The sequence below is a fragment of the Mycobacterium yunnanensis genome, assembly GCF_025823185.1.
In the GTDB taxonomy this organism is placed as follows: Bacteria; Actinomycetota; Actinomycetes; order Mycobacteriales; family Mycobacteriaceae; genus Mycobacterium; species Mycobacterium yunnanensis.
Genome location: NZ_JACKVK010000002.1, coordinates 98,499 through 124,682 on the forward strand (window position 1 = coordinate 98,499; position 26,184 = coordinate 124,682).

The 26,184-nt window shown below is 68.1% G+C and carries 26 protein-coding genes; 15 read left to right on the forward strand and 11 right to left on the reverse strand.

Translation table 11 applies throughout. The features are described 5' to 3' along the window. Nucleotides 1-95: 95 nt before the first annotated feature. Together H7K45_RS03275 and H7K45_RS03280 are read left to right on the forward strand one after the other, a co-directional pair. On the forward strand, nt 96-299 hold the full coding sequence (locus tag H7K45_RS03275; RefSeq protein WP_263994337.1) for an alpha/beta hydrolase: 204 nt from the start codon (nt 96-98) through the stop codon (nt 297-299). Nucleotides 300-378: 79 nt separating this feature from the next. Further along, nucleotides 379-1,722 carry an FAD-dependent oxidoreductase gene (locus tag H7K45_RS03280; protein ID WP_263994338.1) on the forward strand — a complete coding sequence of 448 codons (1,344 nt, stop codon included), beginning with the start codon at nt 379-381 and terminating at the stop codon, nt 1,720-1,722. Between the two features lie 3 nt (nt 1,723-1,725). On the opposite strand, the gene H7K45_RS03285 is transcribed toward H7K45_RS03280, so the two are convergent. Continuing rightward, the gene (locus tag H7K45_RS03285) at nt 1,726-2,466 is read right to left on the reverse strand and encodes a GntR family transcriptional regulator (protein ID WP_263994339.1); all 741 of its coding nucleotides are present in this window, start codon (nt 2,464-2,466) and stop codon (nt 1,726-1,728) included. A 150-nt stretch (nt 2,467-2,616) separates the two neighbouring features. Between H7K45_RS03285 and H7K45_RS03290 the strand changes: the two genes are divergently transcribed. The 9 genes from H7K45_RS03290 (at nt 2,617) to H7K45_RS03330 (ending at nt 12,857) form a co-directional block, all read left to right on the forward strand. After that, a complete protein-coding gene (locus H7K45_RS03290; protein WP_263994340.1) occupies nt 2,617-4,128 on the forward strand; it encodes an APC family permease in 1,512 nt (503 codons plus the stop codon). Then, complete coding sequence (locus tag H7K45_RS03295; protein ID WP_263994341.1) at nt 4,125-5,552, forward strand: FGGY family carbohydrate kinase; 1,428 nt, start codon at nt 4,125-4,127, stop codon at nt 5,550-5,552. The genes H7K45_RS03290 and H7K45_RS03295 overlap by 4 nt, the downstream gene beginning before the upstream one ends. A gap of 1 nt (nt 5,553) precedes the next feature. Further along, nucleotides 5,554-6,936, forward strand: coding sequence for an NAD(P)/FAD-dependent oxidoreductase (locus H7K45_RS03300; RefSeq protein WP_263994342.1), 1,383 nt, complete (start codon nt 5,554-5,556; stop codon nt 6,934-6,936). Next, nucleotides 6,933-8,165 carry an NAD(P)/FAD-dependent oxidoreductase gene (locus H7K45_RS03305; protein ID WP_263994343.1) on the forward strand — a complete coding sequence of 411 codons (1,233 nt, stop codon included), beginning with the start codon at nt 6,933-6,935 and terminating at the stop codon, nt 8,163-8,165. Before H7K45_RS03300 ends, H7K45_RS03305 begins: the two co-directional genes overlap by 4 nt. 40 nt (nt 8,166-8,205) lie before the next feature. After that, on the forward strand, nt 8,206-8,499 hold the full coding sequence (locus H7K45_RS03310) for a putative quinol monooxygenase (RefSeq protein WP_263994344.1): 294 nt from the start codon (nt 8,206-8,208) through the stop codon (nt 8,497-8,499). A 170-nt stretch (nt 8,500-8,669) separates the two neighbouring features. After that, nucleotides 8,670-9,371 carry a Crp/Fnr family transcriptional regulator gene (locus H7K45_RS03315; protein WP_263994345.1) on the forward strand — a complete coding sequence of 234 codons (702 nt, stop codon included), beginning with the start codon at nt 8,670-8,672 and terminating at the stop codon, nt 9,369-9,371. A 99-nt stretch (nt 9,372-9,470) separates the two neighbouring features. Then, nucleotides 9,471-10,364, forward strand: coding sequence for an alpha/beta fold hydrolase (locus H7K45_RS03320; protein ID WP_263994346.1), 894 nt, complete (start codon nt 9,471-9,473; stop codon nt 10,362-10,364). Between the two features lie 109 nt (nt 10,365-10,473). Further along, nucleotides 10,474-11,610, forward strand: coding sequence for a ferredoxin reductase (locus tag H7K45_RS03325; RefSeq protein ID WP_263994347.1), 1,137 nt, complete (start codon nt 10,474-10,476; stop codon nt 11,608-11,610). Nucleotides 11,611-11,621: 11 nt separating this feature from the next. Continuing rightward, nucleotides 11,622-12,857, forward strand: a complete 1,236-nt coding sequence (locus tag H7K45_RS03330; protein WP_263994348.1) for a fatty acid desaturase family protein — start codon at nt 11,622-11,624, stop codon at nt 12,855-12,857. A 121-nt stretch (nt 12,858-12,978) separates the two neighbouring features. Here the strand turns inward: H7K45_RS03330 and H7K45_RS03335 are convergent, their stop codons facing one another. Together H7K45_RS03335 and H7K45_RS03340 are read right to left on the reverse strand one after the other, a co-directional pair. Beyond that, the gene (locus H7K45_RS03335) at nt 12,979-13,260 is read right to left on the reverse strand and encodes a GlsB/YeaQ/YmgE family stress response membrane protein (RefSeq protein ID WP_263994349.1); all 282 of its coding nucleotides are present in this window, start codon (nt 13,258-13,260) and stop codon (nt 12,979-12,981) included. A 129-nt stretch (nt 13,261-13,389) separates the two neighbouring features. Beyond that, nucleotides 13,390-14,160, reverse strand: a complete 771-nt coding sequence (locus H7K45_RS03340) for an SDR family NAD(P)-dependent oxidoreductase (RefSeq protein WP_372512495.1) — start codon at nt 14,158-14,160, stop codon at nt 13,390-13,392. A 113-nt stretch (nt 14,161-14,273) separates the two neighbouring features. On the opposite strand from H7K45_RS03340, the gene H7K45_RS03345 reads away from it, so the two are divergent. Next, entirely contained in the window at nt 14,274-14,663 is a 390-nt protein-coding gene (locus H7K45_RS03345; protein ID WP_263994350.1) for a hypothetical protein, read from the forward strand. Nucleotides 14,664-14,675: 12 nt separating this feature from the next. After that, the gene (locus H7K45_RS03350; protein ID WP_263994351.1) at nt 14,676-15,983 is read left to right on the forward strand and encodes an NtaA/DmoA family FMN-dependent monooxygenase; all 1,308 of its coding nucleotides are present in this window, start codon (nt 14,676-14,678) and stop codon (nt 15,981-15,983) included. A gap of 4 nt (nt 15,984-15,987) precedes the next feature. On the opposite strand, the gene H7K45_RS03355 is transcribed toward H7K45_RS03350, so the two are convergent. The 6 genes from H7K45_RS03355 to H7K45_RS03380 all read right to left on the reverse strand — a co-directional run bounded on the left by H7K45_RS03355 (nt 15,988) and on the right by H7K45_RS03380 (nt 21,973). After that, nucleotides 15,988-16,347 carry a hypothetical protein gene (locus H7K45_RS03355; RefSeq protein WP_263994352.1) on the reverse strand — a complete coding sequence of 120 codons (360 nt, stop codon included), beginning with the start codon at nt 16,345-16,347 and terminating at the stop codon, nt 15,988-15,990. Between the two features lie 48 nt (nt 16,348-16,395). Next, entirely contained in the window at nt 16,396-17,223 is an 828-nt protein-coding gene (locus tag H7K45_RS03360) for an alpha/beta fold hydrolase (RefSeq protein WP_263994353.1), read from the reverse strand. Then, nucleotides 17,220-17,819, reverse strand: a complete 600-nt coding sequence (locus tag H7K45_RS03365; RefSeq protein WP_263994354.1) for a TetR family transcriptional regulator — start codon at nt 17,817-17,819, stop codon at nt 17,220-17,222. Before H7K45_RS03365 ends, H7K45_RS03360 begins: the two co-directional genes overlap by 4 nt. A gap of 1 nt (nt 17,820) precedes the next feature. Beyond that, nucleotides 17,821-19,611 carry an N-acyl-D-amino-acid deacylase family protein gene (locus H7K45_RS03370; RefSeq protein ID WP_263994355.1) on the reverse strand — a complete coding sequence of 597 codons (1,791 nt, stop codon included), beginning with the start codon at nt 19,609-19,611 and terminating at the stop codon, nt 17,821-17,823. Nucleotides 19,612-19,716: 105 nt separating this feature from the next. Further along, on the reverse strand, nt 19,717-20,865 hold the full coding sequence (locus H7K45_RS03375; RefSeq protein ID WP_263994356.1) for a fatty acid desaturase family protein: 1,149 nt from the start codon (nt 20,863-20,865) through the stop codon (nt 19,717-19,719). Between the two features lie 13 nt (nt 20,866-20,878). Next, nucleotides 20,879-21,973 carry a ferredoxin reductase gene (locus H7K45_RS03380; RefSeq protein ID WP_263994357.1) on the reverse strand — a complete coding sequence of 365 codons (1,095 nt, stop codon included), beginning with the start codon at nt 21,971-21,973 and terminating at the stop codon, nt 20,879-20,881. A gap of 85 nt (nt 21,974-22,058) precedes the next feature. Between H7K45_RS03380 and H7K45_RS03385 the strand changes: the two genes are divergently transcribed. Together H7K45_RS03385 and H7K45_RS03390 are read left to right on the forward strand one after the other, a co-directional pair. Further along, nucleotides 22,059-23,267 carry a PucR family transcriptional regulator gene (locus tag H7K45_RS03385; RefSeq protein ID WP_263994358.1) on the forward strand — a complete coding sequence of 403 codons (1,209 nt, stop codon included), beginning with the start codon at nt 22,059-22,061 and terminating at the stop codon, nt 23,265-23,267. Next, on the forward strand, nt 23,264-23,860 hold the full coding sequence (locus H7K45_RS03390; protein ID WP_263994359.1) for a DUF998 domain-containing protein: 597 nt from the start codon (nt 23,264-23,266) through the stop codon (nt 23,858-23,860). The genes H7K45_RS03385 and H7K45_RS03390 overlap by 4 nt, the downstream gene beginning before the upstream one ends. On the opposite strand, the gene H7K45_RS03395 is transcribed toward H7K45_RS03390, so the two are convergent. Beyond that, complete coding sequence (locus H7K45_RS03395) at nt 23,857-24,663, reverse strand: cutinase family protein (protein ID WP_263994360.1); 807 nt, start codon at nt 24,661-24,663, stop codon at nt 23,857-23,859. The genes H7K45_RS03390 and H7K45_RS03395 overlap by 4 nt on opposite strands. Before the next feature lie 69 nt (nt 24,664-24,732). Beyond that, the gene (locus H7K45_RS03400) at nt 24,733-26,181 is read right to left on the reverse strand and encodes a protein adenylyltransferase SelO (RefSeq protein ID WP_372512496.1); all 1,449 of its coding nucleotides are present in this window, start codon (nt 26,179-26,181) and stop codon (nt 24,733-24,735) included. Between the last annotated feature and the right edge of the window lie 3 nt (nt 26,182-26,184).

The following is a 26,184-nucleotide window of genomic DNA, read 5'->3' on the forward strand; positions in this document are numbered from 1 at the left end:
GGTGGGGCAGGCGTCGTCGACGCCGGCCGGCCGGCACGACACGATCGAGGTATGACCCAGCGAGCACCGTCCGCGGCGACGCGCTGCTCGGTGCGGTGAGCATCCCGTATCAGGGCGGGTCGATGCCCGGTTACCTGTCCCTCGTCGACCCGGATGGCCCGCCGCGGCCAACCATCGTGTACACCAACGGTTTCGACGAGAGCTGCGAAGACGGTTACGCCGTCATCGGCGCGTCCGCCGTTCGGCGTGGGTTCGACTACCTGACGACGGCGCTACACGGCTGCTTCGACCTCGTGTGACGGGGATCTCGACAGGTAGGTCTGACAAGCCACGCGGGCCATGTTTAGGGTTGCCTAACCTAAACGTGGAAGGTGGGGCATGAGACGGATACGGGTCGCAGTCTTCGGTGCTGGACCGGCGGGCATCTATGCCGCCGACACCCTGGTGAACGACTATCCGGGTGCGCAGGTCGACGTCTTCGATCGGCTCCCCGCACCGTATGGGTTGGTGCGCTATGGCGTGGCCCCCGACCATCCGCGCATCAAGGAGATCGTCAAGGCCCTGCGTCGGGTGCTCTCCCGTGACGGCATCCGTTTCCTCGGCAACGTGCACTACGGCACCGACGTCAAGCTGTCGGATCTGCGGCACTTCTATGACGCGGTCATCTTCTCCACCGGCGCGCGTGCCGATCGATGGCTGGACATCCCCGGCGTCGACCTCCCCGGCAGTTACGGTGCTGCGGATTTCGTGTCCTGGTACGACGGCCATCCCGACGTCCCGCGGGATTGGCCGCTGACGGCGAAGAACGTCGCCGTCCTCGGAGCGGGCAACGTCGCACTCGACATCGCCAGGGTGCTCGCGAAACCGGCTGACGAACAACTCGCGACGGAGATACCCGGCAACGTGTATCGCGGGCTAGCCCTCAACCAGGCCACCGACGTGCACGTCTTCGCACGCCGCGGTCCGGCCCAAATCAAGTTCACCCCAATGGAATTCCGTGAGCTATCCCATTCGCCGAGCATCGACGTCATCGTGCATCCCGAGGGTTTCGAGATCGACGAGGCCAGCCAGGCCGCGATCGGCAAGAGCAAGTCGACCAAACTGGTCGTCGACACGTTGATGCGCTACCTGGAGAAGGAGCCGACCGGCGCACCGCACCGCATTCACATCCACCTCTGCCAGGCGCCGGTCGCGATTCTGGGCACGGACCGCGTCGAGGGGTTGCGGACCGAGCGCACGGAGCTGGTTGGCGACGGAACCGTCCGGGGAACAGGCGAATTCGTCGACACGCCGGTGGAGGCGGTCTACCGCGCGGTCGGGTATCGCTCGTCGCACCTGGCGGACCTGCCATTCGACCATGCCGCCGGCGTGGTGCCCCACGACAAGGGACGGGTGCTCGACATGGACGGCGTCATGATGGATGGCGCGTACGTGACCGGCTGGATCAAGCGAGGACCCATTGGTCTCATCGGGCACACCAAGTCCGACGCCGCCGAGACCGTGACGAGCCTGTTGACCGACCTGCCGGGAATCGCGCCCGCCGAAATCACCGATCCCGACGCGATCCTCGCTCACCTCGCCGGCCGTGGCGTCGACTACACGACGTGGGCCGAGTGGGAGCGGCTCGACGCCCACGAGATCGCCCTCGGGGCGGAGCAGGGTCGCGAGCGCATCAAGGTCGTGCCGCGCGATGACATGCTGCGCGCCGGCCGATCGGCCTGACCCCTATCGCCTATCAGAAAGGTCGACCGACACCTCGAAGGACGCGCGGTCGGCGCGGTAGACGTCGCGGGCGAATTCCACCCGTCGACCGCCGGCGCCAAACGTCGTCCTGGTGAGCAGGGTGCCCGCCGAGCCCGGTCGGACGTTGAGCTGGGCGCTGGAGGAATCGTCGAGGACGATCGATTCCAGCACTGCCGTCGAACGGCTCAGGTCGACGCCGTACCGGTCCCGTAGCGTCGCCCAGAGCGATCCCCCGTCGGCGAGGTCGAGGATGCCAGGGGTCAGATCGGCGGGCAGGAACGTCGTCTCGAGTGCGAAGGGCACGTCGTCGACGGTCCGCAGACGATGGAACACGTGCACCGTCGCCCCGTCGTCGAGATCGAGCGCCAGCTTGACCGAGGGCGTGGGCTCTTGGTGTTCGGCCCACAGCAGCTTCGCTGCCGGGTGGCGGCCCAGTCGGGACACCTCCTCGGAGAAACTGCCGATGTGGAAACGCACTCGGGGTTCGGCGACGAACGTGCCGCGCGGTGGCCGTCGGTAGACCACGCCTTCGTTCTCCAGCAGTGACAGCGCCTGCCGTGCGGTCATTCGGCTGACCCGGTGGAGTTCTGCGAGCTCGCGTTCCGACGGCAGCAGGGTGTGTGGTCCTAGCTGGTCGACGAGGATGCGATCCCTCACATGGGCGGCGATCGAGATGTAGCGCGGGGTGGTCGACGGCGTCCGCTCGTCCCTCGGGGCCGTCACCACTGCAGGGTATCTCCCCTGCCCTCGGTGAAGGAACCACGTGGTCTAGTCCAGCGGCGTGTTACGAGTCGATGTCCGGGGTTGACGGCAGGTGGACCCACTCCCATACTTTGGTTCAACCACATGGTCTATACCACCCGAGGGAGCCCGATGACCGATAAGCAGCCAAGCCTCCGAGGGGGTGACGAAGCCGAACTGGCCCAGTTCGGATACACGCAGTCGATGGAGCGCCACACCGGCAAGTTCGCGTCCTTCGCGGTGGCGTTCGCCTTCGTATCCATAGCGACCGGCATCTTCACCACCTACGGTGCGGTGCTGAACTCCTCGGGTCCGGTCGGGATCTGGACGTGGCCCATCGCGGTGGTCGGCCAGCTTGCCGTGGCATTCGTCCTGGGCACCATCGCCTCGCGGATGCCCGTCACCGGCTATGCCTACCAATGGATGTCGCGGCTGGCCAACCCGATCCTGGGCTGGATCATCGGGTGGATCTCCTTCACCTTCCTGGCCATCGTCGTCGTCGCGGTCGACTACACGATCGCCTCGACCGTGCTGCCCGTGCTGCTCGACTACGAGGGCACCCCGGCCGTCACCTGGGGGGTCACCGCGCTCGTCCTCCTGCTGCAGGCGGTGCTGTTGGCGTCGTCCACCAAGTGGACCGAACGCGTGAACAACGGGGCGGTGTCGCTCGAACTCGTCGGCATGGTGGCCCTGACGGTGCTGCTGCTTGTGGTCGCCGCCGTCCGCGGTGACATGGACGGAGCCAACCTCTTCAGCAAGGGAGCCGTTGCGCCGGATGGTTTCTGGAGTTTCGGCGATTGGACCTCGGCCGGTCCGTGGATGTTGGGCTTCCTCCTCGGCGCCTTCACCATCGTCGGCTTCGAGTCCGCGGCCAACCTTGCGGAGGAGACCAATGATCCGGAGCGCGTCGTGCCGCGGGCGATGTGCCAGGCCGTACTCGCCTCCGGGATATTGGGTTTCGTATTCCTCGTCGCCGTGACGCTGGCCGCAGGTGATCCCGTTGCTCTCGCCGAGTCCGGCACCCCGATCGCCGACGTCATCCAGCGCACCCTCGGTTCGGCGGTGAGCACCCTGCTGCTCCTCATGGTCGTCATCGCCATCTTCGCCTGCGGGCTGGTCATCATGATGACGGGAGTTCGCTTGACGTGGGCCATGTCCCGCGACGAGCGCTTCCCGGGGTGGCAGCAGTGGAGTCAGGTCTCGCCGCGTCTTCACACACCGCTGCGGGCGACCGTGCTGTTCGTCGTGCTGGCCGAACTCATCCTCGCCATCTTCTCGCAGTCCGAGGACGCGCTGTTCACCTTGTTCGGCGCCGCCACGCTGCTACCCGCCATCATCTACGCCGCCACCGTCGTGCTGTATCTGGTCAAGCGCAAGGACCTTCCCGTGAACGGCAAGTTCGACCTGGGCGCCTGGGAGAAGCCGATCTTGGTGGTCGCGGTGGTGTGGCTGGTCTTCGAACTCGCTCTCTTCCGCGACGCCAGCTTCGCCGACGCCTGGCTCTATGTCATCGTGATGGTCGTGATCGGTGCGGCATACCTCGGCTCCCTGCTTGCCCGCCGCGGGCGGCACGGCCTGGCCATGCCCGATCAGCACTCGATCGACGCGGAGCTCGACCACGAGGCGGGCGCACACCGGCCATGACCCACGTGCTGGCCGTCGATCAGGGCACCTCGGGTACCAAGGCGATCGTCGTCGACGGCGCCGGGCACGTGGTGTCCATCGCGGAGGTCGCGCTGCGTCCCGCCTACCTTCCCGGCGGCGGCGTCGAGCAGGATCCTGAGGCGCTGTGGGAGTCGGTGGTCGAGGCGGGACGTCGCGCGCTGACGCTTGCGGGGGTTCGCGTCGACGCCGTGGCGCTGGCCAACCAGGGCGAGACCGTGCTCGCCTGGAACCGCGCGACGGGTCGGCCACTCACCCCGGCGATCGTTTGGCAGGACCGCCGTGCGGAGACGGTCTGCGGGGGACTGCTCGCGTCGGCCGAGGACGTCGCCCGTAGGACCGGCCTGGTGCTCGACCCCTACTTCTCCGCCCCGAAGATGGCGTGGATCCGGGCCAACCTGACCCGCGAGGGGGTCGTCACGACCACCGACACCTGGCTGGTGCACCGGCTGTGCGGTGCGTTCGTCACCGACACCTCGACCGCCAGCAGGTCGTTGCTGCTCGACCTGGACTCGGCGACGTGGAGCGAGGAGCTGCTCGAGCTGTTCGGCTTGGCTGACGAGCAGCTACCGGGGATCGTCCACTGCGACGAGATCATCGGTGAGACAACCGCATTCGGCGGTGCGCCGATACCCGTCACCGGTCTCGTCGTGGATCAGCAGGCTGCCCTGCTCGCCGAGAGTTGTCTGGACCCTGGCGCGGCGAAGTGCACCTTCGGCACCGGCGCGTTCCTCCTCGCCCAACTCGGCGACGACGCCGTTCGCTCGACGGCGGGACTCACCACCTCGGTCGCCTGGACGCTGCGCGGTCGCACGTCGTATTGCGCGGACGGTCAGGTCTACACGGCGGCCTCGGCCGTGCGGTGGGCCGTCGACCTCGGTCTGCTGCCTGCGGCCGACCAGCTCGACGCGGTCGCTGCCACCGACTCCGCCGGTGTGCTGTGCGTGCCGGCGCTTGCCGGACTGGCGGCCCCGTGGTGGGACGCCAGCGCCACCGCCACCATCACGGGCATGACGCTCGGGAGTAGCCGCGGTCACGTGGTGCGCGCTTTGGTGGAGGGCATCGCCGCCCAGGTCGCCTGCCTCGCCGAGTTGGTCGGACGAGACCTCGGGCAACCCCTGACGCGGCTGCGGGTCGACGGGGGACTGACCCGCTCGGCGGCGCTCATGCAGGCTCAAGCCGACCTCGCCCGGATGCCGGTCGAGGTGTACCCGTCGGCCCACGCCACCCCGCTGGGGGCCGCAGCCTGTGCCCGGCTCGCACTCGATCCGGCGCTGAGCCCCACCGACGTCGTCGGCACCTGGACACCGGAGCGCACCTTCGAGCCGGTGTGGTCCGACGAACGTGCCGCCGACTTCTTGGATCGGTGGCGACGCGCCGCCGACCACAGCCGCAGTGAGGAATGACATGAACGCGCCCAAGGACATCCGTGACGTCGTGGTGATCGGAGCCGGCATCGTCGGCAGTGCGATCGCCCGCGCCCTCGGCGGCACCGGGCTCAGCGTGACCCTGCTCGAGGGCCGCGACGACGTCGGCGACGGCACCAGCAAGGCCAATACGGCGTTGCTACACACCGGTTTCGACGCCACGCCGGGAACGCTGGAGTCCCGGCTCGTCGCCCGGGGCTACGACATGCTCGGCCAGTACGCCCGGGAGGTCGGCATCCCGGTGGAACGCACCGGCGCGCTCCTGGTCGCGTGGACCGACGAAGAGCGCGACACCCTGCCGCGGCTGAAGGACAAGGCCGAACGCAACGGCTACCACGCCTGCGAGATCGTCACCGCCGACGAGGTCTACCGGCGGGTGCCCGAACTCGGCCCAGGCGCACTGGCCGGCCTGACCGTCCCCGGCGAGTCGATCATCTGCAGCTGGACCACCAACCTGGCTCTGGCGACCGACGCCGTGCGTCGCGGTGTCGCATTGCGCCGCCATGCAATGGTCACCGACGTCATGGCCCACGAGGGCCACACCACCGTCGTCACCACCGACGGTGACGTCGACGCGCGCTGGGTGGTGAACGCCGCCGGCCTCGGCGCCGACCACGTCGACGAGAAGTTTGGGCACCGTCGCTTCACGGTCACCCCGCGCCGCGGCGAACTGCTGGTCTTCGACAAGCTCACCCGGCCCATGGTGCCGTGCATCGTGTTGGCCGTGCCGTCCTCGCGCGGGAAGGGTGTCCTGGTGAGCCCCACCATCTACGGCAACGTGATGGTGGGGCCGACGTCGGAGAACCTGACCGACCGTACCGCGACCGCCACCTCCGAGGAAGGCTTCGAGTTCCTTCTGGCGAAGGGTCGAGCGCTGATGCCGACTCTGTTCGACGAGGAGGTCACCGCGGCCTATGCGGGCCTGCGGGCGGCAATCGACCATGACGACTATCTGATCGACGTCGACCACGACCAGCGCTACGTCCTCGTCGGCGGCATCCGGTCGACGGGTCTGACCTCGGGAATGGCGGTGGCAGAACACATTCTGGAACTCTTGGCCGACACCGACCTGGACCTGACGCCGCGCGAGGGGCTGCCACCTGCGCCCCGGATGCCCAACATTGGCGAGGCGACCACCCGGCCGTATCAGGATGCCGAGCGGATTGCCGCGGACCCGGAATACGGCCGCATCGTGTGCTTCTGTGAGCGGGTCACCGCCGGCGAGATCCGCGACGCCTTCGCCTCGACCATTCCGCCGCGTGATCTCGACGGACTGCGCCGCCGCACCCGGGTACTCAACGGCCGCTGCCAGGGCTTCTACTGCGGTGCCCACACCCAGGCGTTGCTCGAGGCGGCACAGTGAGGGTGTCGGTGGCCGTGATCGGCGGCGGGCCGTCGGGCCTGACCGCCGCCGCGGCCCTCGCGCCGGTCGTCGACGGCGAGGTTCTGGTGCTCGAGCGCGAGGCGCGCACCGGTGGAATCCCAAGGCACAGCGATCATCTCGGTTACGGTCTACGGGATCTCAAGCGGTTCGTGTCGGGGCCGACCTACGCCCGCACGCTGACCGACCTCGCCCGCGACGCCGGTGCGCGGCTGCAGACCGAGACCATGGTCACCGGCTGGGGCGGGCAACGCACGCTCGAGGTCACCTCGCCGCGCGGGCGCCACGTCGTCGAGGCCGACGCCATCGTCCTGGCGACCGGAGCCAGGGAGCGTCCCCGCCCGGCCCGCCTGATCCCCGGCGACCGGCCCAGCGGCGTCTACACCACCGGGCAGCTGCAAAACCTCGTCCACGTCCAGCACTCCAGGGTTGGCCACCGGGCGGTCGTCGTCGGCGCGGAACTCGTCAGCTGGTCGGCGGTCCTCACCTTGCGCGAATCAGGTTGTCCGACAGTCGCGATGGTCACCGGCCATCAGCGCTCGGAGTCCTACGCCGCCTTCCGCATCCCCGGCCGCGCGTTGCTGCGCGGCCCGGTGCTGACGCGCAGCCGTGTGGTGAGCGTCGACGGCAAGGAGCGGGTGCGCTCGGTGACGGTGGAACACGTCGACACCGGTCGGCGCTCGGTGATCGAGTGCGACACGGTCGTCATGACGGGGGACTGGATCCCCGACCACGAACTGGCCCGCACCGCCGGCCTGTCGATGGACGCGGCCACCCGCGGCCCCGTCGTCGACGCCGGTCTGCGGACCAGCGCGCCAGGAGTGTTCGCGGTGGGGAACCTGGTGCACCCCGTCGACACCGCCGACGCGGCCGCCCTCGACGGTCGGCACGTGGCGCCCAGGGTTCGCGACTGGCTCGCAGGCGTGCGGCCGTCGCCGGGTGTCCGAATCCGCAGCCTCGCGCCGTTGCGCTGGGTCACACCACAACTCGTCGTCCCCGGCGGTGGCTCGGCTCCACGCGACGACCTGCTGTTCTGGGTCGACGAGTATCACCGCGCACCGAGACTGCGGGCCGTGCAGGACGGCCGCACCATCGGGACCACGCGCACGGCGTGGCCTGCCGCTCCAGGTCGGATCTTCCGGGCACCGTGGTCGTTGGTGTCCGACGCCGATCCTGCGGGTGGCGACGTCACCGTAGGTCTGCTCGTCTGACAAGGTTGACGTGCAACCGTCACCCGTCAGGAGGCCGCTCATGTCCGTCACCGTTCTGCTCGAGCTGAGGTTCAAGCCCGAATCGGTCGCCGAGGCCCGCGAGGTGTTCACCCGCGAACTCGTCAAGACCCGCGCCCATAAGGGTGCGCTGACGTGCGACGTGCTCGTCGACGAGGACGACGAGGCGCACTGGATCATCTACGAGGTGTGGGAGACCGTCGCCGACGACGAGGCCTATCGCGCCTTCCGCGCCGGTGACGGCAAGATCGTCGACCTGCCGCCGCTGCTGGCCGCGCCGCCGGTCAAGACTCGCTTCGTCACGACCGACGTCTAAGCCCCGCGAGTGGCCACCTGTCGCGCGCCTTTCCGTCGCGCGCGCATCGCAGGTGGCCACTCGGCGCGTCGAATTGGGGCTTGGTGCTTTACAAACACCGTCGTCCCGACCACGCTCACAGGCATGTGCGCGCAAATCGAGACACTCGACACTCGTCGCCCGAGGTCGGCATGAGGTCGACGGTCGACCCCGGCAACGTCGAGGACGTCCTCGCCCGCTCCGGCATCGTCCAGGGAGTGGAGCCCGCCGCCGTAGCCGCCCTTGCCAATCAGTTGCAGCCCGTTGACTTCCCGCGGGGGCACACGATCTTCGTCGAAGGCGAGCCGGGTGACCGGCTCTACATCATCATCTCGGGCAAGGTGAAGATCGTTCGCAGCGCACCGGACGGCCGTGAGAACCTGCTCACGATCATGGGTCCCTCGGACATGTTCGGCGAGCTGGCCATCTTCGATCCCGGCCCGCGGACGTCCAGCGTCACCACCATCACGCAGGTGCGTGCGGTGTCGATGGATCGGGAGGCGTTGCGCGCGTGGATTGCCGGACGCCCCGAGATCGCCGAGCAGTTGCTGAGGGTTCTGGCCCGCCGGCTACGCCGCACCAACAACAACCTCGGTGACCTGATCTTCACCGACGTTCCCGGCCGCGTGGCCAAACAACTCCTGCAGCTCGTGCAACGCTTCGGGGCTCAGGAGGGCAACGCGCTGCGCGTCACCCACGATCTGACCCAGGAGGAGATCGCGCAGCTGGTCGGGGCGTCGCGTGAAACCGTGAACAAGGCACTTGCGGACTTCAGTCAACGCGGCTGGATTCGTGTCGAGGGCAAGGGTGTCCTGATCTTGGATCCGGAGAGGCTGGCCAAGCGAGCCCGCTGACCCGCGCGTTGACGGTTCCGGTCCGATCGTCCATGCTCGAAGTTACCGGCGAGTATCAAGACGCGCCGCGTGATCGAACCGGATCTGGAGAGATCGACCATGAACGACGTGAACTTCCTCGACCTGCACGGTGAACGGGTTGCCTACCGCGACGAGGGCAGCGGCGAGGTCTTGCTCCTGATCCACGGCATGGCGGGCAGCTCGGATGCCTGGCGCGACCTCATCCCGCTGCTGGCCAAGAAGTACCGCGTGGTCGCGCCCGACCTGCTGGGCCACGGCCAGTCGGTCAAGCCCCGCGGCGACTACTCGCTCGGCGCGTTCGCGGTGTCGCTGCGCGATTTGCTCGACGAGCTTGGCATCGCGCAGGCGACGATCGTGGGGCACTCCCTCGGCGGCGGGGTGGCGATGCAGTTCCTCTATCAGCATCCGGACTACTGCGACCGACTGATCCTGATCAGCAGTGGCGGCCTGGGTTCCGACGTCGGCCTGATCCTTCGGCTGCTGTCTGCGCCGGGGGCCGAATTGGTGTTGCCGGTCATCGCGCCACCGCCAGTTCTCAAGGTGGGCAACAAGATCGGAGCGTGGTTCACCGCCTCGGGCATGCGCAATCCGCGCGCCAGCGAGATTTGGCGGGCCTACTCGTCGTTCTCCGACCGCCCGACACGGGACGCCTTCCTGCGCACGTTGCGCTCGGTGGTCGACTACCGCGGCCAGGCTGTGAGCGCGCTGAACCGATTGCACATCCGTGCAGAGATGCCGACCCTGGCCATCTGGGGCGAGGACGACCGAATCATCCCCGTCGACCACGGACACGCCGCCATGACTGCCCGGCCCGGTGCACGCCTGGAGGTGCTGCCCGGCGTCGGCCACTTCGCTCATGTCGAGGCGCCATACGAGGTTGCCGAGCTCATCGACGACTTCATGCAGTCGACGAAGCGTGACACCGGCATCGACGCGCCAAATGTGTCGTCGCCTGCCGATTCCGGCAAATAGCCTCCCAGTTCGCCAAAGTCGGGTTGACTTTGGTTACTGGTGGGTATTGGGTGTACAGGTGTTCACTAAAAGAGCGCCGTAAGCCCATCGACGGATCCTGAGGTGCACGATGGCCCTGAACTTGCGCGACCTGGTCAGCTGGACGGAGAAACCTGCTCGCAAGGTCGAGGCTGACACCGGATCGCCGAAGAACCTGCTGCGCGGTCTTGCGGCGCGGGCGACGACTCCGCTGCTGCCCGACGATTACCTGACGTTGCTCAACCCGTTGTGGTCGGCGCGTGAACTCCGCGGCGAAGTCGTTGACGTGCACAAGGAAACCGAAGACACCGCGACGGTGACCATTCGGCCGGGTTGGGGGTTCACCGGGGAGTACCAGCCCGGACAGTACGTCGGCATCGGGCTGAGCATCGACGGAAAGTGGCATTGGCGGTCGTACTCGCTGACCTCCATCCCGATCCGCGACAAGAAGCACATCTCCATCACCGTGAAGGCAACCCCGGAGGGGTTCCTGTCAACCCACTTGGTGAACGGTGTGCAACCCGGAACGATTGTTCGCTTGGCATCACCCAAGGGCGACTTCTCATTGCCCGATCCGCCGCCGGCCAAGATGCTCCTCGTGACCGCCGGCAGCGGTATCACCCCGGTCATGGCGATGCTGCGCTCGATGACGCTGCGCGGGCAGACCTCCGACGTGGTTCACATTCATTCGGCGCCGACGGCGGATGCGGTGATCTTCCACGACGAACTGCGGGAACTCGACCGCAGTGAGGCGACCTACGAGCTGCTTCTCCAACTGACCGAGGACATGGGCCATCTCGACTTCGAGTCCGAACTCGACCGGTTGGTGCCGGACTGGAAGGACAGACCGACCTGGGCCTGCGGACCACCGGCCATGCTCGACACCCTGGAGACGGTGTGGGCCGACGCAGGCGTGCCGGAGGATCGACTCCACATGGAGCGCTTCGTCATCGCGCGGACCGACAAGGGCGGTGAGGGCGGCACGGTGACCTTCGCCCTGTCGGACAAGACGGCAGAAGTCGACGGTGCCACCACGCTGTTGGAGGCGGGCGAGAAGCTCGGCATCCAAATGCCGTTCGGCTGCCGAATGGGTATCTGCCAAACATGCGTGCTGCCATTGGAATCCGGCAATGTACGCGACATCCGGTCGGGCAACGAGCACGGCGAGGGTGACCGAATTCAGACCTGTGTTTCCGCCGCTTCCGGCGACTGCACGCTCAACATCTAAGGAGTCGGAACATGGCCATCAGTGACATCAAGGAATACGCCCACCTCACCCCCGAGGACGTCGAGGAACTGGGTCGCGAGCTCGACGCCATCCGTGCCGACATCGAGGAATCGCGCGGCGCCCGCGACGCCCAGTACATCCGCAAGACCATCCAGCTGCAACGCGGTCTGGCCGCCTTCGGTCGGATTGCGCTCTTCGCCAGCCGGGACAAGCTCGCCTGGACGGCCGGCACGGCCGCACTAGCCACGGCGAAGATCATCGAGAACATGGAGTTGGGGCACAACATCACCCACGGGCAGTGGGACTGGATGAACGACCCGGAGATCCACTCCACCGAGTGGGAGTGGGACACCACCTCACCTACTCAGCATTGGAAGAAGTCGCACAACTTCATCCACCACAAGTACACCAACATCGTCGACCTCGACGACGACATCGGTTACGGGATCATGCGTCTCACGCGCGACCAGCGCTGGGAGAAGTGGATGATCGGCAACCCGATCTACAACATCCTGCTCGGTACCCTCTTCGAGTGGGGTGTGGCTCTGCACGGTGTCGAGACCACCAAGTGGCGCAAGGGTGAAAAGTCGCTGGCCGAGGTGCGCAAGGATCTGCGGATCATCGGGAAGAAGGTGGCCAAGCAGGTCGGCAAGGACTACATCGTGTTCCCGGCGTTGACCGGACCGGCGTGGAAGCACACCCTCGGGGCCAACGCGGTAGCCAACTTGATCCGCAACTACTGGGCTTACATGGTGATCTTCTGCGGGCACTTCCCCGACGGTGCGGAGAAGTTCACCAAGGAGGAGTACGAGAACGAGACGCAGGCCGAGTGGTACCTACGTCAGATGCTCGGCTCGGCCAACTTCCACGCCGGCCCGGTGATGGCCTTCATGAGCGGAAACCTCTGCTACCAGATCGAGCACCACATGTTCCCCGATCTGCCAAGCAACCGCTACGCCGAGATCTCCGAACGTGTTCAGGCACTGTGCGACAAGTACGACCTGCCCTACACCACGGGTCCGCTGCTGCGGCAGTACGGTCAGTCGTTCTGGACGATCCTGAAGTTGGCTCTGCCCAACAGGTTCCTGAAGGGTACGCCGGACGACGCACCGGAGACCAACTCGGAGTTGAAGTTCCGGATCCGCGGCGGTATGCGGGACACCTTCGGGGTCGATCCGGAGACGGGCCGCCGGCGGGGACTGCGGACGGCGCTGAAGGAGATGCAGAAGGACAAGGTGGCGGCGTAGCCCCACATCGGGCGGTGGTGGCGGCGTAGCCCCACATCGGGCGGTGGTGGCGGCCTAGCCGCAGACTCGCGACGATCGGCCCCGGCGGACATCCGCCGGGGCCGATCATCGTAGGGGGGGCTTAGCGGGTGCGGGTCGAGTTGCGAGCGCCCACCCGGCTCCAAATCAGGATGACGATGACCGCTCCGATGATGGATCCGATGATGCCCGACGGTTGCAGGAAACCGTGCTCGGCGTCCTTGCCGAAGAGCAGGTAACCCAGGAAGCCGCCGACGAACGAACCGACGATGCCGAGCACGATGGTCATGACGACCGACATGCTCTGCTTACCGGGAATGAGCAGTCGGGCTATCGCTCCGGCGATGAGTCCTACGACGATGATGCTGACGATGAGTCCGAGCATGGTGTGGGCCTTTCCGAGTGCACCCCGCAGGGGGCGTGGTACCGGCAGGTCGAGCGAATGCTCGACGCTGACACCAGTCCACCCTCCCTAGGGCTGCTCGGGTACACCCCTAGGGAGGTAATCCGCCTTCTAGGTGATCGTGACTCCGCCGTCGACGGCGATCGTCTGTCCGGTCACGTAGCCGGCGGCCGGCGAGGCCAGCCACACCAGGGTCGCGGCCAGCTCGGCAGGATCGCCCATCCTCGGGACCACGAACCTGTGGGCGAGGGAGTCGAGATAGTCGGGCTTGTACTGGTCGGTCATCTCGGACTTGAAGAAGCCCGGAGCGATGGCGTTGACCCGAATGCCCTTGCGCGATCCCCACTGCTGGGCCAGGTCTCGGGTCAGGCCGACGATGGCGGCCTTGCTCGCGCTGTAGGCGGCCTGCGGCAGCCCGGCGGTCGTCAGGCCGAGGATGCTGGAGATGTTGACGATCGAACTGCCCGGCTGCATCACCTTGGCGCAGGCTTGGGCCGCCCAGTAGGACCCATGCAGGTTGACGTCGACCACGGCGCGGAACTCCTCGGGAGTCTCACGGGTGGCCGGGACCGCCGTGCCGATTCCGGCGTTGTTGACCAGTACGTCGACCCGGCCGAACTCCTCCATGGCGCGGTCGACCATGGTCTGACATTGGTCGGGGTCGACGACGTCGGTTTGCACGGTGAGCACCCGGCGACCCGTCGCGGACACCAGATCTGCTGTCGCGCCCAGCTTGTCGGTGCGCCTGGCCGCCAGCACGACATCGGCTCCGGCCTGCGCGCACGCCTGGGCGAACGCGACGCCGAGACCGGACGAGGCGCCGGTGACGATCGCGACCCGGTCCTGCAGGGTGAACAGGTTCATCACGTTCAGGTCAGCCATGGTTGATTTCTACCCTGTCGGGCGAGCCGCGCCGTAGCCGGCCACCGCGCTCACCGCCGTCCCCATGCCGAAAACGGCGGTGCCACGTCGCGGTCTGGCGGTAAACTGCGACCATGCAACCGCCGGTGCCGATGAGTGAGGTCGGGGTCGGTGGCTGGGTGTTCACCGTGGCGTCCGTCGTGGCCCTGCTGGCCGCCGGGGTCGCCGTCCGGACGGGTCGGCGCCTGCTTCGCCGGTCCACCCCCGAGCTCGTGGTGTTGCTGAACGCCTCGGCGGCGTTCTACAGCCGCTGGCCCGAGGACCGGTTGTCGGCCGTCCCCGGTGACGAGCTGGCCGCCGAGGTGGCCAGATGTACCCGCATCGTCGAGCTCCTCGAGTCCCGGCAGGGCGCGTCGGGAGGTGCCTCACGGGGTGCCGTCGATGGTCTCAAGGCGTGGATTGCGCTGCTGGACAAGCGGATCGACAAACCCGTGCACTTGCCCTCGGGTGCCGCGTACGCCTAGCGTTTGGGCCTGATGAGCCCACGACTACTGCACTTCAACGCATTCATCTGGCCCAACGGGTACCACGAGTCGGCCTGGCGACTGGCCGACGACGACGTCCGGAACGTGCTCGGGCTCCCGTACTTCGCCGACATCGCCCGCACCGCCGAACGCGGGATGCTGGACTCCATCTTCCTGGCCGACAACGTCGCGATCGCCGAGTACCGCGCCACGCACCTGCCTCAGGTTCAATTCGACCCCATCGCGGTGTTGTCGGCCTTGGCCGCGAGCACCGAGCACATCGGCCTCATCGGTACGGGTTCTACGACGTACAACGAGCCCTGGGAACTGGCCCGCCGGTTCGCCACGCTGGACCACCTCAGCGGTGGCCGCGCGGGCTGGAACATCGTCACGACCGTCACGCCCTTGGCCGCGGCCAGCTTCGGCCAGCGCGGCCATCCGGACCACGCCGACCGCTACGAGCGGGCGGAGGAGTTCGTGGCGGTGGCCTCGCAGATCTGGGACAGCTGGGCCGACGACGCGATCGTCGGTGATCGGGACGGCGGCGTGTGGGCCGATCGCGCGAAGTTGCGCGCCGCCGACCACCACGGACGCTACTTCGACGTCGAGGGCGTGCAGCCGTTCCCGCGCTCGCCGCAGGGCAGGCCCGTCCTCGTCCTAGCCGGGCAGTCGGGGGCCGGCGTCCGACTGGCCGCGCGCCACGCCGAGATGGCGTTCTCCGGACCGCCGTCCCTGGAGGCCGCCGTCGCCTTCCGCACCGATCTGCACGCGCAGGCCGCTGCCTGGGGCCGCAATCCCGAACAGGTGTTGGTGTTGCCCGCGTTGATGGTGACCATCGGCGGCACCGAGGCCGAGGCCCGCGCCCGCGCCGAACGTCTGGAAGAGCTGTCCAGCAGCGAGTTTCGTTGGCAGAACGCGCTTTACACGGCGGGACTGGATCCCGACGCATTCGATCCCGACGCTCCGCTCCCTGCGACCCTCTGGCAGGATCCCTCGCCCTCCACCAGGACTGACCAGCTCTTCGCCGCGGCGCGTGCCCGGCCCGACGCCTCGCTGCGCGAGATCGCCCGGCGAGTCACCGGGGGCGCGGGGCAAACGCACTTCGTCGGCACTCCGGAACAACTCGCCGACCACGTGATGACCTGGCAGGACGCCGGGGCGGTCGACGGGTTCACCATCATGGGCTCGACGCTTCCGTACGAGCTGACCGCATTCGTCGACCATGTCGTCCCGATCTTGCAGCGTCGTCACCGTTTTCGCACCGAGTACACCGGCCCGACGCTGCGCGACCATCTCGGGTTGGCCAGACCCGACGTGTGACGAGCTACAGCGGGATGACCGACTCGCTGTTGAGGAAGCTCCACAACCGCCGGCATGTCCTGCCGATCCGCCGCCGCGCGGGGTGCCGAGACATCGCGTCGATCAACTCCTGGTCGACGACGACGTAACCACCGTCGATCCGACGCCACCACCCGGCCAGGGAGAGCTCGATTGCGGCCATGGTGCTGACCCGCCCGTGGACCAGGGTGTCGAGGACCTCGTCGGTGACGAACTTCGAGCGCGTGGTGTGGGCGAGGTGGTCGACGACGCGCACGTGCACTTCCAGGGCCGAGGTGGAGAGCACTGCCCGGGGACCGTCCGCGCGCAGCGACGTGACCTCGGAGAACACCGACTCGTCTTTCATGTTGCCACTGTATCCGCAACATGGACGTAACACGATGGTTACACGGGCTCAGCTCGAGATGCGGTCGACGATCGCGCGCGTCAGCAGGTCGGGTTGTTCCTCGGGCACCCAGTGCGAGCCGCCCGCGACGTCGAGTCGGTAGGGGCCCGTGACGTAGCGCGAGCACATCGTCGCGCCGCGCCTGCCGAGGGCGGTGTCGCCGGTGGTCCACACGTACGTCGTCGGCGCCTCGACGGGTCTGAGGTATCGCGGGTGGCTGAACGGCATGGCGCGGTACCAGTTCAGGCTCGGTGTCAGCGCAGCGCGGTCGACGATCTCGGTGCGCACCGCTGCGATCTGCTCGGGGGTCATCCCGGTGCCGCTGAGCATCCGTGCCAGCAGACGTGGACGGCGACAGGCGAACTCGGGCAGCCAGGGCAGTTGGAACAAGCCGATGTAGTACGAACGCAGAATCTGACTGCTGATGAGCATCGAGCCGAGGAACGCCCGCGGGTGTGGCACCGAGACCGCGACGAGCGACCGGACCAAATCGGGTCGACCGGCCGCCGTCGACCACGCGACTGCGGCGCCCCAGTCGTGGCCGACCAGGTGCACCGGGCCGCCCGTCGCGCCGACGAGGGCCGCCACGTCGGAGACCAACCGGCTCATCCGGTAGGCGCGACGTCCCCGCGGCCGCGCGGTCGGCGCGTAGCCGCGCTGGTCGAACGTCAGGGTTCGATAACCCTCGGCGTGCAGTCGGTCGCAGACCGCGTTCCACGAGGTGGAGGTCTGCGGAAATCCGTGCAGCAGGACGACGACGTCGCCGTCGAGCGGACCCTCGTCGGTGACGGGGAAGGTGAGGCCGTCGTTGGAGAATTCGTGAATGCGGTCGGTCATCGTTCCTCGCTCGAGTCGGGGGCCAGGAGCGACAGCAGCAGCGGGATGCGGCCCGCCTCGATCTCCGGCTGGGGCAGGACGTGGCGCACGATCGCGGCGCCGTCGAAGGAGTTGGTCACCAGGGCCACCACCGCGGCGAGCGTGTCCTCCGGGTAGTGGTCGGCGGTGGGCAACGCGCGCGCGGTGTCGAAGATTCGGGAGCTGTACTCCTGCAGTACCCGTCGCAGTGTGGCGCTGAGCCTTTCGTCGGTCCGCGCGGCGATCAACAGCTCGTACATCACCACGTTGGTGTCGTTGCCGGTGACCTCCCGCATCGCGTGCAGGACGCCGTCGAGAGCAGCCTGGGTGGCCGGAATCTCGGCGATCAGCTTGGCGAAGGCGTCGAGCTGTCGGCGCATCACCTCCTCGGCGGTGGCGGCCATGAAGTCGCCCATGGTGTCGAAGTGGCGGAACAGCGCGCCGCCGGACAATCCGGCGCGAGAGGTGATGACGGCCGCCGACGCTCGCGCATACCCGACGTCGACGATCGTCGCGATGCTCGCGTCGAGCAGTCGCGCGACGGTCTCCTCGCGGCGCTCCCGTTGTGTTCTCGCCACCTCAGGCGGGCACGGTGGTGACGGTGGGCCGGCTCGCGTCGGCGGCGCGGAGGAAGCGGCCAGACCGGACGGTCTTTCCGTAGCCGTCTCGGAATTGTCCACTGCGATAGACGATCTGACCGTTGACGGCGGTGGCCACGACGGCGGCGTCATTGCGGTTGACCATGCGGCTCAGGCCGCCGTAGAACTCGACGGGGGATTCGTGGTAGCCGTCGACGGAGTCGTCGAGGCCGGCCGGGTCGACGATCACGAAGTTGGCGGCGTCGCCCTCGCGCAGCCGGCCGGCGTCCAGACCGAACCAGTCGGCGACCTCGGCGGTCAGGCGGTGGACGGCGTGCTCGATCGTCATGAAGGGCCGACCCGCCCGTTCGGCGACGAGTGCGCGCTTGAGCAATCGCAACCCGTAGTTGTAGAACGCCATGTTGCGTAGGTGGGCGCCGGCGTCGGAGAAACCCATGTGCACCGTGGGCTCGGTGGCGAGCTTGTCGAGTTGGCGTTGGCGATGGTTGGCGACGGTGGTGGTCCACCGGACGTTGCGCTCCCCGTTGTCGACGAGCACGTCCAGGAAGGCGTCCAACGGGTGAAGTCCGCGCTCGTCGGCGATGCGTCCGAAGCTCTTGCCGATCAGCGTCTCGTCGGGGCATTCGACGATGACGGCATCGTGAAAGTCGCGGTGCCACAACGTCGGGCCGAGCTTCTTGCGGTCGAACTCGCGTCGGAATTCGCGGCGGTACTCGACGTCGGCGAGCAGGTCGTTGCGCTCCAACTGGTCACGCAGGTGCAGCGCCGCGGTGCCGGCTCCAAATTCCTCGAACACGGGCAGGTCGATGCCGTCGGAGTACAGCTCGAATGGGACGGGGAGGTGTTGGAATCGCACGTTGGCGTCGAGCACCCGGTTGAGCAGCCGGGTGCCCCGGCCGAAGACGCCGACCGCGCCCGGTGCGGCCTTGGAGTCCGCCGAGACCAGCAGGCTCATCCGCACGCCCTCGCGGCGGCCGAACATCGCGCTGCTGGACAGGAAGAACAGCAACGCCGTCCACGGTCGCGCCACGTCGGGCGCGCTTTGCAACATCCTGCGCCGCTTGCGAAGTACGGCGATCAGAGCGCGCCGCTCGCGCCAGGTCGCAAACGTCGACGGCAGACCGCGGGACCGGTAGCGGTCGCCGTCGAGCTTGTCGATCGCCGAATCCATGCCGGACATTCCGAGCAGCCCGGCGTCGAGCGCCTCGGCGAGCTTGGTGGTCATGGCCCGTAACTCTGCGGGCGTGGGGCGCACGGTGTCGTCGGTGGCGCGGCCGAGGCCGAGCACCGACGTCCGAAGGTCGGAGTGACCAAGCAGCGAGCTGACATTCGGGCCCAGCGGGAGCGCGTCTAGTGCCTCGACGTATTCGGCGGCGGTGGTCCAGGTCTTGTTGTCGGCCAGGGCGCCCAGTACGTACTGGCGGGGCACGGCCTCGACCCGGCTGAAGAGGTCGGCGGCGTCCTCGTTGGTGGCGTAGACGGCCGACAGCGAGCAATTGCCCAGCAGGACGGTGGTGACGCCGTGCCGGACCGATTCGCGTAGGCCCGGGTCGAGCAGGACCTCGGCGTCGTAGTGGGTGTGTACGTCAATGAAACCCGGCAACACCCACTTGCCGCTCGCGTCCACGACGTCGGGACAGCCGATGTCGTCGAGCGGTTCGTCGGACACCACCTCGACGACACCGCCGCGGACACCGAGGTTGGTCACGCGTGGTGGCGCGCCCGTGCCGTCGAACCACCGACCGTTGCGCACGATGACGTCATAGGGCATGCCCAAACGCTACCCCAAGATTGCGAGTGCTCACAATCTTTTATTTTCCCGCGATTCGTGCACCCTTACCCGCGGTGGGCGCGGGCGCGGGTGCACGAATCGCTACTAGGCGGCGCGGAGGTCGGGCTCGGGTCGTTCGACGGCGACGGCGGGGCGACGGCGACGCAGCACGTCGGAGACCGTGAAGTCGTTGGGTAGCGAGAGTTTGAAGACCTTCTTCCACGCCGAGGCAACCTGCCGGGGCAGCGAACCGGTGGTGTAGGTCAGGCCGTAGCGCTCGAAGAGCTCCTGGACCTTGGGTGCGATCTCGGCGTAGCGGTTGCTCGGCAGGTCGGGGAAGAGGTGGTGCTCGATCTGGAACGACAGGTTGCCGGACATGAAGTGCAGCAGGGGACTACCCGAGATGTTGGCCGAGCCGAGCATCTGCCGCAGGTACCACTCACCGCGGGTCTCGCCGTCGATGGAGTTCTTCTCGAAGGTCTCCACTCCCTCGGGGAAGTGACCGCACATGATGACCGAGTGCGTCCACAGATTGCGGACGAGGTTGGCCGTCAGGTTGGCGGTGAGGGTGCTGATTGCCGACGGGCCCGACAGCAGCGGGTGCAGCACGTAGTCGCGGGTGGCCTGCTTGCGGATCTTCGCGAGCACGCGCTTGCCCCTGGCCTTGAACTCCGCCTTGTCGGATCGACCCTTGAGGTACTTGCCAATTTGCAAGTCGTAGGCGGCGATTCCGTATTCGAACACGCAGGCGTTGAGGAAGTTCCACAGCGGCTGCGCCAGGTAGAAGGGCACCCACTTCTGATTCTCGTCGACGCGCATGATGCCGTAGCCGAGGTCGTGGTCCTTGCCGCGCACGTTGGTGTAGGTGTGGTGCACCTCGTTGTGGCTGTGCTTCCACATCTCGGCGGGGGAGGCGTTGTCCCACTCCCACGTCGTGGAGTGAATCTTGCTGTCGCGCATCCAGTCCCACTGGCCGTGCATGACGTTGTGCCCGATTTCCATGTTCTCGACGATCTTCGAGATCGACAGCCCGACCGTGCCGACGAACCATGCGGGCGGGAACATCGAGAGCAGCAGCACGGCGCGGCTGCCCAGCTCCAGCTTGCGCTGGCCGTCGATGACCTTGCGAATGTAGGCGGCGTCGCGCTCGCCGCGGCTGGCCACGACTTGCTCGCGGATGGCGTCGAGCTCGCGGCCGAGGTTCTCGACGTCGGTCGAGCTGAGGTGGGCGGCGGGGTCATGGGTGATGGTCATTCGGATCTCCTCGTCAGAGTTCGATGTCGCAGGGACCGGCGGCGGCGGAGACGCAGGTCTGGATTTGGACGTTGTCGCCAGGGGAGGCGGTGGTGAGGTCACCGGTGCGGAGGTCGCGCACGGCGCCTTGGCGCAGCGGGACCACGCAGCCGAAGCAGACGCCCATCCGGCAGCCCGACGGCATGAGGACTCCGGCGGCCTCGCCGGCGTCGAGGAGCGTCTCGGCCCCGGTCGCTTCGACGACGGTGCCCGTCGTGGAGAAGGTGACCTCGCCGCCCTCGCCCGCGGTGATGACGGTGGGACGGAAGCGCTCGGTGTGCAACCGGTCGGCGATGCCGTCGGCCGTCCAACGGGCTTCTAAGGCGTCCAGCATTCCGGCCGGACCGCACGCCCACGTCTGCCGCTCGGCGAGATCGTCGACCAACTGGTCGAGTTCGGCGACGTCGAGCATGCCGTCGGTGTCGGTGTGCTTCTCCACCAGCCGAATTCGTCCATCGCGAGCCATCATGCGTAGCTCGCCGCCGAAGATGACGTCGGCGGCGGTGGGGGCGGAATGCACGACGACGACGTCCGGGCCGGGGCCTTCCGTGGCGGGCATGTTGCGCAGCATCCCCATCACCGGGGTGACGCCGCTGCCGGCGGTGAGGAACAGGATCTTCGCCGGGGGCTGATGACCCAGGGTGAATTCGCCTGCGGCCTGGTCGAGTTGGACGATCGTGCCGACGGTGGCCCGTCGGACGAGGTGATTGCTCACCGTGCCGTCGGGGATGGCCTTGACGGTGACCGCGATGGTGTCTTGGCCGGCATGCGAGGTCAAGGAGTACGCCCGCCATTGCCGGACGCCGTCGACGTCGACGCCGATGCGCACGTACTGACCCGGGGTGTGTCCGCGCCACCCGCGGCCAGGCTTGATGACCACGGAGACGGCGTCGCGGGTCTCGGGCTTGATCGCGACGATGCGACCGCGGAGGTCGGCACTCGAGCGTAGGGGGTCGATGACGTCGAGGTAGTCCGCAGGCACCAGCGGTGTGGTCACCCGCTCGGCGAATTTCATGACCCGGGCGCGCAGCGCGCCGACGGTGGTCGGTCGAGGTGCTGTCGTCGTCATAACCCCACCTTGGCCTACCGCTGGGTATAAAGTCTTGACGGTCAGAGGTGAACGTCCACCATCTATTTGTTCGTGAGGAACAGTCTTGCCGGAAGATGCCGTCCGATTCACCGGTCTCGACCTGTCCGACGAGGTGGCCGAGGCGTTGCGGGCCGTGCTGCCGCGGATGGCCGAGCGGACGGTGCTCGCGGTGACGCTCGAGGTGCCCAGCTATACCCGTGCCTTCAGCGGGCGCATGGGCCAGACCATCGAGAACGCCGTGCAAATGGCCCTCGGCGCCTTCCTTCGGCTGGCCGTGCGCTCGCACGACTCCGATCCAAACGCCACGATGACACCGGCCCTCGACGGGGCCTACGAGCTTGGCCGCGGCGAGGCCCGCCAGGGTCGCACCATGGATGCCCTGCTGTCGGCTTACCGCGTCGGCGCCCGCGTGGCGTGGCGAGAGCTGTCGTCGGCGGCCGTGACGGCCGGGCTGGACGCCGAGACCGTAGCCCGATTCGCCGAGTTGGTGTTCGCGTTCATCGACGAGCTGTCGGCGTCCAGCGTCGCCGGACACACCGACGAGTTGGCGACCACGGGCCGGGTCCGCCAGCGGTACCTCGACAGGCTGACCAGGCAGCTGCTTAGCGGGGCTGCCGTCGAAACGCTGAATGCCAGTGCGGCAGAGGCGGATTGGCAACCTCCGGTGACGTTGACCGCCATCCTGGTCGCCGAGGCGCAGACCCGCGGGCTGGCGGCCCGGTTCGGGCAGTCGACGCTGCAGGTGAGCGGAGACCTGCCGGGCGTCGACGCGGGCGAATCGCTGGCGGTGCTCCTGGTGCCCGACTTGGACGGTCGGCATCGCGGGCAACTGCGATCTGCCTTGCAGGGCCGACGGGCGCTGGTGGGCCCGGCGCGTCCGTGGGCGCAGGTGGAGTCGTCCTACCGTCGGGCGCTGCGGGCCAAGCAGTTGATGGTCGACGACGACGTCGTCGACACCGAGGAGCACCTGGTCGAGCTGGTGCTGACCGCCGATCCCGAGGCCGCCGCCGACCTTCGCCGTCTCGCGTTGGCGCCACTGGCGGACCTGCGGCCCAACACCGCCGAGCGGCTGGCCGAGACGTTGCGGTCGTGGTTGCTCCATCGGGGTCAGCGTGATGCGGTCGCCGCCGAGTTGTTCGTGCACGCACAGACGGTGCGGTACCGGATGACCCAGTTGCGCGAGCTGTATGGCGACCGGTTCGACGATCCCCGGGCCATCCTCGAATTGACTGTCGCCCTGGGTATCCCGACCGGCTCGGGCACCTCGTCATGACGGACGGGATGGCGGCGGGCTGCTGGCTGGTCGCCGGCGCCGCGTATCTGGGGCTGGAGGCGATCGCCGCGGCGGCCCAGCCGGGCTACCGGTATGCGGTGAACTTCATCAGCGACCTCGGCCAGCCCAGTTCACCGTTGCACACGGTGATGAACGCGGCCTTCGTCGTCCAGGGCACGCTGTTCCTCGCCGCGGCCATCCTGCTGGCGCGACGCACGGGCCGCGGCAACGGGGTCTTCGTGGGGTGTGCCGCCGCGAACGCCGTCGGCAACGTCGTGGTCGCGTCGGTGCCCAGTGGCGGCTCCGGAATCGCCTGGGTGCACGTCTCGGCGGCAGCGGTGGCCATCGTGGGTGGCAACGCCGCGATTCTGGCCGGTCACCGATTGGTGAGCCAATCACGTTGGTATCGAAGGGCGTCGGTGGGCGTCGCGGCGCTGGGGTTCCTGGCCTTCGGCATTTTGGCGGTCCCGGCGGTATCCGCCACCGGGGTACTGCTGCCCGGTGCGGTGTGGGAGCGAACGTCCGTCTACACCATCATCGGCTGGCAGTTGCTCTCGGCGCTCTGGCTGGTGCGCCGCCGACGGGTGGGTTAGGCAGGCGCGGGGACGGGAGCGGCCACCGGCGCGGGGGCCGGTGCGGGTGGCAGCGCGGCGTCGGGTGCCGGCGGCAAGGGTGCGTCCGGTGCGGGCGCCGGTGCGGCCGGGTAGCCGAGCTTGCCGACGACGAAGTCGGCCGCCTGGTCCACGCGGCCGTCGGCGACGTACTGGTTGTGCAGCCCGAAGTCGCCGCCGTCGGAGCAGATGGGGTCGCCGGGCACGCACGAGTCGAGGGTCTTGCCGGCGTACGCCGGGCCGATGACGATGTCGGGTTGGTTGACGAAGTTCATGAAGCGCGGCGACGGCTTTCCGAACAACGCCACCGCGGCCACGTGATCGGCGACCGCGGGCGGCAGCGGTCCCGTCACACCGGAGTCCGCGGCGCCCGGCGGCACGGTGTCGGCGGTGACGAAGCCGGCCACGGCGGCACCTTGCGAGAAGCCGCCGAGCACGATCTTGGTCTTCGGGCACGTGGCGGTGGTGGCCTGGATGTGCGCCGCCGCGTCGTTGATGCCGTCGACGGCGCGGGGGAAGTCGATCGTGGCCGGATACTGCACGGCGTAGACGTTCATCGACTTTGGCGCGACCTTTGACCGCAGCGAGTCGGCGAAGGCGTCGCCGACGAAGCCGAGCCCGGGCGCCTCGCCGGTGCCGCGTGCGAACACGAGGTCGACGTCGGCGCATCCGGGGGTAGTCGAGTTCGGCAGGGGTTCGGCCGACGCTCCGGGTGCCCCGCCGATCACGGCCCACGTGAGAGCAGCCACGGCACCGACGACGGGGGTGAGTCCGCGCAAGGTCATTAGCCTAGTGTGCCTAATTTCCCGTTGGCTAAACACTCCAGCAGCGTGATCTTCAATACGTTCGTATTGCTACGTACCGCAGAAGGTTTGGTAGGGCCCGAAGTCGTCGGGGGCCTTTTCGGCGTAGAGCCTCAGTTCGAGACGTTCCTCGAAGGGCGACCCAACGGCCTCGAGGAGCCGCTCGACGGGGCCGAGGTCGCCGGTGGTCGCCGCGGCGAGGGCTTCCTCGACGAGGTGGTTTCGCGGAATGTAGATCGGATTGGCGCGGTCCATGGCGTCGGCGTCGGGGGCGAGATCTCGCCAGCGCGCCAGCCAGGCGTCGAAGCGCGCGAGGTCGAGGAACAGTCCGCGGGCGGGTTCGGCGTCGCCGCGCGCCGCGGTGCCGAGGTGCCGGAAGAACGACGTGTAGTCGACCCGACTCTGAGCCAGCTGCGCCAGGAGATCCTGGGCCAGTGACGTCACCGTCGCGTCGTCGACGTCCGCGGCCAGCCCGAGCTTGGCCTTCGTGCCCGCCACCCACGCGGCGTCGTAGGCGGTGGTGAACGTGCCAAGCGATGCCACCGCGATCTCCACGGCGCGGTCTTGGTCCTCGGCGATCAGCGGCAGCAGGGTCTCGGCGAAGCGGGCCAGGTTCCATTGCGCGACTATCGGCTGGTTGGCGTAGGCGTAGCGCCCCGCGTGGTCGATCGAGCTGTACACCGTCGCCGGGTCGTAGGCGTCGAGGAACGCGCATGGCCCGTAGTCGATCGTCTCGCCGGAGATGGTCATGTTGTCGGTGTTCATCACCCCGTGAATGAAGCCGACGAGCATCCACCGGGCCACCAGGGACGCCTGCGCGGTGACCACCGCGTCGAACAGGGCCAGATAGGGCTGCTCGGCCTCGGCCGCGGCAGGGTAGTGCCTGGCGATGGCGTGATCGGCGAGCCGACGCACCAGGTCGAGGTCCCCGGTGGCGGCCGCGTACTGAAAGCTGCCGACCCTCAGGTGGCTGCTGGCGACGCGTGCCAGGACGGCTCCCGGCAGTGCGGTATCGCGCTGCACCTGAGCCCCCGTCGCCACCACGGCCAGCGCCCGCGTGGTCGGAATGCCAAGTGCGGCCATCGATTCACTGACGACGTACTCCCGGAGCATCGGCCCGACGGCCGCCAGTCCGTCGCCGCCGCGGGCGAACGGGGTACGCCCAGATCCCTTCAGGTGCAGATCGCGCGAGCCCACTTCGCCGAGCAGGAGCGCCCGGCCGTCGCCCAGCCGGGGGGTGTACCCGCCGAACTGGTGTCCGGAGTAGGCCTGCGCGACGGGAGTCACCCCCTCGGGAACGTCGGCGCCCACCAACAGCCGTAGCCCGGCGGGACTTCGGAGCCACGCCGGGTCCAGACCGAGGTCGGCGGCCAACGCCTCGTTGAGCGCCAGCAGGCGGGGTTCCGGTGCGACGGCGGCCTGCCACGGGAGGGCCATCTCCGGCAGGTCCCGTGCGAACTGACTGTCTCGAAGGACGGTGGTCGACTGTGCGGCACTCACCTC